The 6,589-nt window shown below is 47.8% G+C and carries 3 protein-coding genes; 2 read left to right on the top strand and 1 reads right to left on the bottom strand.

Annotated features, from left to right (window positions below; all coding sequences use genetic code 11):
• Positions 1 to 231 precede the first annotated feature (231 nt).
• On the bottom strand, positions 232 to 2,994 hold the full coding sequence (locus BUB59_RS14700) for an ATP-binding protein (protein ID WP_073231380.1): 2,763 nt from the start codon (positions 2,992 to 2,994) through the stop codon (positions 232 to 234).
• A 484-nt stretch (positions 2,995 to 3,478) separates the two neighbouring features.
• Here BUB59_RS14700 and carA point away from each other — a divergent pair, with 484 nt between their 5' ends.
• Both carA and carB read left to right on the top strand, forming a co-directional pair.
• Complete coding sequence (gene carA / locus BUB59_RS14695; RefSeq protein WP_073231378.1) at positions 3,479 to 4,609, top strand: glutamine-hydrolyzing carbamoyl-phosphate synthase small subunit; 1,131 nt, start codon at positions 3,479 to 3,481, stop codon at positions 4,607 to 4,609.
• Positions 4,602 to 6,589: carbamoyl-phosphate synthase large subunit (gene carB, locus BUB59_RS14690; protein ID WP_073231376.1), on the top strand; the 1,988-nt coding region annotated here is incomplete at its 3' end. The genes carA and carB, both read left to right, overlap by 8 nt.

The raw sequence follows: 6,589 nt of genomic DNA, 5'->3' as shown, positions 1-6,589 counted from the left end.
TTTTTTAATCAATACGAAAAAGAGTGTATATTTATACCAACAAATAATGAATATGGTTTATGAGAAACCCTCTATTAAAAAATCAACAAGTCCACTAATACTATGTTTTTATGAGACCCATAATTATAAATGATTATTTATAATTAAAACCATAATTTCAACAAATAAATATGCTTTTTAGACAAAAAAGTGGCGTTTCCGCCACTAAAAAACTTGAAAAAAGATGAATTATTAGGCTAAAGCCTCGCTAACAGCCTTAATTAGGGTATTCATATTGATGGGTTTTGCCACATGTCCATTCATACCCGCCTTCAAGGCGTTACGACGATCTTCATCAAACGCATTTGCAGTCATCGCCACAATGGGGATATTCTTAAGGGTTTCATCTTGAAGATTGCGGATAACACGGGTGGCTTCGTAACCGTCCATATTGGGCATCTGGATATCCATCAGGATGAAGTCATAATAACCAGCGCTTGATTCCTTAAGCATATCAACACAGACGACTCCATCTACGGCACGTTCAACCTTAAAGCCAGCATCTACCAACAAAGTAATCGCAATTTCGGCATTCAGGTCATTGTCTTCCGCCAGGAGGATTCGCTTACCCTTCAAGTCCACGTTCACAGATTCTACTTCGCCGTGGGCCTTATTAAATTCTTCTTCGGTACACAGCCTATGTTCCAGAACGTAGGTGAACTTAGAACCCTTGCCTTCTTCGCTTTCCACCGTAATGGTACCGCCCATGAGCTCTACCAGCTTTTTCACGATGGGCAAGCCAAGTCCAGTCCCTACGATTTTACTTTCCGTGAAATTGCGTTCTCGAACAAAGGAATCAAATACATGAGGCATATATTCCTTGCTCATTCCAATACCATCATCCTGCACGACAAATTCGTACGCAGCATAGCCCTCGCGGGAGCAAGGAATTTCCCTCATGAAGGTATCAATGTGGCCATTCACCTTAGAATACTTAATAGCATTGCTAATCAAATTAATGATCACTTCACGGACCTTTACCATATCGCAGTAAACATACTGGTGCTGCACGGACAACGAAGAAGTAAGCTTCAAATTACGATCTTTAAGGGCTGTATCAAAGATATCCATAGTGGTATCGGTATTACCCGCTAAGTAGGTGGGCTGTTCATTCAAGTCAGCCTTACCACTTTCAATACGAGCCATTTCAAGAACATTGTTAATCAAGGATAGGAGGAAGTCACCCGAACCTTTCAGTTTTTTCAAGTATTCCCTGACCTTTTCAGGATGGTCACACTCCTTTTCCATCAAAGTGGCAAAGCCAAGAATTGCATTCATGGGAGTACGGATGTCATGACTCATATTGTTCAGGAACGCAGTCTTAGCACGGTTAGATTCTTCTGCGGCAACAAGAGCATCCTTAAGGAGCGCCTCCTGTTTTTTCTCATTCATCACAATTTCCGTAGCATCACCATGGTAACCACTCAAGCAGAAAGAACCATCAGGCAACTGAACTCCAGTACCACCACAACGGTTATACAAGTAACCCTTAGTGGGATGCTTCCATCGATAAAGAGCTTCCGCAAATTGTCCCGTTTTCATTTTTTCAATGGCAGCACCAAAGATCGGCACGTCTTCCGGAGCAATGCTGTTTGCAAATAGCTCATGCAAGTCTTCACGGGACATGGAATCCCCATCAATACCAATGAGCTCGTAAAATTTTTTATTTCCATAAAGCTGGTTGGGTTTTCCAGGCGTAAAGGTCACAAACCAGACGCCCAGGCCTGCATTGGAAATAATGTCATTATACTCGGCTAATTCCTTGCGACTCTTCTCCACACGTTTCAGAGCTTCTTCTACCTGGACCATTTCATCCACATCAACAATAACGCTCCAGGTTTCATCTTCAGAGTCTTCTGCCTTAATCACGCGTCCACGTTCCTGCACATGTTTCCACGAGCCATCTTTACAACGCATTTTGTAATTCATGGTGTACACTTCACCACGGGCGGCTTGCGCCAGGCCATCAGGAATAACGCGTTTTGCCTCTTCGATATCCACAAGACCAGCCATGGTTCCACCGGATATTTCCATCATTTCCGGCACCGTATAACCCAGCATGTTCGCCAACTGTTCAGAGATATAGGTAAAGGTATAGTACTTGTCCATCTTGCCAATCTTAAAACCGCCATGGATAGTTTCAGCAACGGTCTTTGCCTGCAGTTCGCCCTTCATCATGGTGGAACGCAATTGCTTGTTCATCATCTGCAATTTTTCGTTAAAATCAGCAAGATCCTTTAAGCGACGATGTTCTTCCGCATCACCTAAATACATGCCGATGTACGCCAATAAAAGTCCTACACTAACACCCAGCTCCGAGAAACAGCCGTGCACATCAATATAAATCTGAATGAAAGAACCCAGAGCAGGCGGGACCACGTAAAAAACAATGAACTTGATTACCCCAGAATTCTGAACAACCCTATTCCTGATTTTCTCCCTAAACAAAAGAATGAACACTCCTAGGATATAGGAGTACGGCACCAACGGCTGAAGGAAGAACAATGTTCCTCGATGATATTCCCAATCATCACCTACATAAAAGACCCAATGGGTCTTAAAAGACACAATACAAAGCACCACATACAGGATCATGGGGAAAGAACCCCAAATTTTAAATTTGTTATGAGGAGTGTCATGAATCAAGCCAAAAAGTCGAATCAGCCAGAAATCAACAAAGTAGGTTGAAACCGCCGGAAGAGAAACGATCATCAAGTAAACGAACGCCTTAAGAGGTCCGGCAATATCTACAAGACCATACTCGAAAGACAGCGTCGTAACGGCCATTGCCTGAAGCATGACTACCGTAAGTGCAAAGCAGCTAAAAGCAAATTGTGCAGGAGATTCTTTTCTCTTGGAAAAGGCCATCACTAAAATGAACGCATCAATCAAGAGAAAGAACACTGCGTGCAGGACGTAAACCGATCCCAGAATTCCATCAAAATTAAAACTCATAAGACACCCATGTAAGAAATCCTTAACAGACAATAATAAACGATTTTTACCCTAATAAAACATAAGGAATGAAAAAAATCCCTCTTTTGTTAACGTTATTCATCCATATGCCCCCGCAAAACAGACTTTCTAGCGTTACACAATTCGTAAAAACACGTAACTCCTTATTTTACAACATATTACGGATAGATCTACATTTTTTATACGTTTTTTGTAAATCCAGGCTTTTTAAAACCCATTTTTCACGTAAAAAAAAGCCCATTTTTTTATTTAAACACCTATTGCCGAGGGGGGTTACCTTTTCTATTTTTGCACCCGATGAAGAGAACTGAACAACAGATTCCGGCGCACGCACATACCCCCTACGGTATGATTGGTAAAGTTGTTTCTGTTTTCAGTTTTAGTGGTTTTAAGGCAAAGGCATTTCGCTTTTGCCATTTTTTTTGCCCAGGTTTTAGAGATTAACAAGTAAAAGGTAAAACGTATGAACGATAAATTCAATTGGAAGGCAAAGCGCGAGCGCAAGGCATTCTTGGCCTTGGCTGACGGCACGGTTTTTAATGGCTACGCATTTGGCGACGCCAAGGACACCGTAGGCGAAGCTGTGTTCAACACGGGCATGGCTGGTTACAAGCAGATTCTTACCGACCCCTCCTACGCAGGTCAGTTCGTGGTGTTCACCACCGCTGAAGTGGGCGCCTACTCCGCCAAGAGCGAAAAGTCCGAATCCCGCCAAGTCTTTTTGAACGGTATTGTCATCAACGACCTTTGCGACGCTTCCGAAAACGTGGGCGAAGAATCCCTGGACACCTACATGAAGGCCCAGAAGAAGCCGGGCATTGCAGGTGTCGATACCCGCGCCCTCACGCTGCACCTCCGCGACAACGGCGCCCAGAAGGCATACCTCCATGTCGAGAATTTTGACATGAGCGAGGCCGACGCGGTTCAAAAAGCGAAGGAATGGATTGGCTTGGATGGTCAGGACTACGCTTCTGTGGTCAGCGACCCTAACGGGTACGAATTTTCTACCGAGGGCAAGTACAATGTGGTGGCCCTGGATTTCGGCATCAAGACCAACATCCTCCGCGACCTTGCAAGCCAGGACATGAAGGTGACCGTCATGCCCATCAACACTACCTTCGAGCAGATTCAGGCCAAGAATCCCGATGGCGTGTTCCTCTCCAACGGTCCTGCCGACCCCAACTCTCTGCCCCAGGTTGCAGCTCTCGTAAAACAGCTCCTTGGCAAGTATCCTCTCATGGGCATCTGCCTGGGTAACCAGCTGCTGGGCCTGGCTCTGGGTGCAAAGGTGACCAAGCTGAAGTTCGGCCATCATGGCTGCAACCACCCGGTAAAGCGCCTGGAAACTGGCTCCGTGGAAATCACCAGCCAGAACCACAACTACGCTATTGAAGCAGAAACTCTGCCCGCCGATGTGGAAGTCACCCACATCAACCTGAACGACAACACCGTGGAAGGCATTCGCCACAAGAAGATGCCCGCATTCAGCGTTCAGTACCATCCGGAATCTGCTCCGGGTCCTAACGACTCTTACTACTTGTTCGAAGAATTCAAGAAGATGATTGAAGCTTTTAAGGGAGGCAAGAATGCCTAAGCGTACAGACCTCAAAAAGATTATGCTCATTGGCTCTGGTCCGATCGTTATCGGTCAGGGTTGCGAATTTGACTACTCCGGCGTACAGGCTTGTAAGGTGCTCCGCCGCGAAGGTTACGAAGTGGTTCTGGTGAACTCCAACCCGGCAACCATCATGACCGACCCGGAAATGGCCGACCGTACTTACATCGAACCGCTGAGCGCTGATATTCTTCACGAAATCATCCGCCGCGAACGCCCCGATGCATTGCTCCCCACTCTGGGTGGCCAGACCGCTTTGAACCTGGCCATGGAACTCCACGAAAAGGGCATTCTCAACCGCTACAACGTGGAACTGATCGGCGCCAAAGCAGAATCCATCGCCCGCGCAGAAGACCGTAAGCTCTTTAAGGACGCCATGCTGAACATCGGCCTGGACCTCCCCCGCTCCGGTTCTGCACACTCCATGAGCGAAGCTAAGGCAATCGCACAGACCATCGGCAGCTGGCCTTTGATCATCCGTCCGGGCTTTACCCTGGGTGGTACCGGCGGCGGTATCGCATATAGCGAAGACGAATTCGAAGCTATCGTGACCCGCGGTCTTGACGCATCCCTCAACAACGAAGTCTTGATTGAAGAATCCCTCCTGGGCTGGAAGGAATTCGAAATGGAAGTCATGCGCGATAAGAAGGGCAATGCCGTTATCGTCTGCTCCATCGAAAACCTGGACCCCATGGGCGTTCACACTGGCGACTCCATTACCGTGGCCCCCATCCAGTCTCTGGATGACCGTGCCTACCAGGCCATGCGTGACGACTCCCTGAAGGTTATGGAAGCTATCGGTGTTGAAACCGGTGGATCCAACGTTCAGTGGTCTATCGACCCCAAGACGGGACGCCGCATCATTATCGAAATGAACCCCCGCGTTAGCCGTTCTTCTGCTCTTGCTTCCAAGGCAACCGGCTTCCCCATCGCAAAGATCGCAGCTTTGCTGGCTGTGGGTTACACTCTTGACGAACTGAAGAACGACATTACACAGTCCACTCCTAGCTGCTTCGAACCGGCTTTGGACTACGTTGTTACCAAGGTTCCTCGCTTTACCTTCGAAAAGTTCCCCAAGGCAGATAGCACTCTTGGCACCCAGATGAAGTCTGTGGGCGAAGCCATGGCTATCGGCACCAACTTCAAGCAGTCCATCCAGAAGGCTCTCCGCTCTCTGGAAACTGGTTTCGGCGGCTTCGGTGCTTGCGCCAAGTGCGAACAGTTCCTGGCTTACGATGACGAAACCTTGGCCAAGGAAGTTGCACGCCCCAGCGCAGAACGCATCTTCGTGGTTTACGCCGCATTCCGCCGCGGTTGGGACATCGAAAAGCTTTACGAAATCACCAAGATTGACCGCTACTTCCTCCGTCACCTGGAAGAAATCGCCCTCTTCGAAGACGAAATCAAGAGCGCAGGTTCTCTCGAAAACCTCTGCAAGGACAAGGACCTGTTCCGCCAGGCAAAGGAATTCGGCTTTAGCGATATCCAGATCGGTTACCTGTTCGGCAAGACTCCGGAAGAAGTCATGGCTGCACGTAACGCCATCAACCTGAAGCCCAGCTACTACTCTGTAGATACCTGTGCCGGTGAATTCGAAGCTATCACTCCGTATTACTACTCCTGCTACGCAGAACACACCGAACCCGTTCGCGAAGTGCCGAACCGCCCCAAGAACAAGCGCATCATGGTGCTTGGCGGTGGCCCGAACCGTATCGGTCAGGGTATTGAATTTGACTACTGCTGCTGCCACGCAGCCTTCACCCTGAAGAAGCAGGGCTACGAAGTTATCATGGTCAACTCTAACCCCGAAACCGTTTCTACGGACTACGATACTTCTGACAAGCTGTACTTTGAACCCCTCACTCTCGAAGACGTGATGGGTATCTACGAACGTGAAAACTGCGCCGGCGTTATCGTTCAGTTCGGTGGTCAGACTCCGCTGAACCTTGCAATGCGCCT

It is taken from the genome of Fibrobacter sp. UWEL (assembly GCF_900142535.1).
In the GTDB taxonomy this organism is placed as follows: domain Bacteria; phylum Fibrobacterota; class Fibrobacteria; order Fibrobacterales; family Fibrobacteraceae; genus Fibrobacter.
This window is presented reverse-complemented; position numbering and strand designations above follow the sequence as displayed.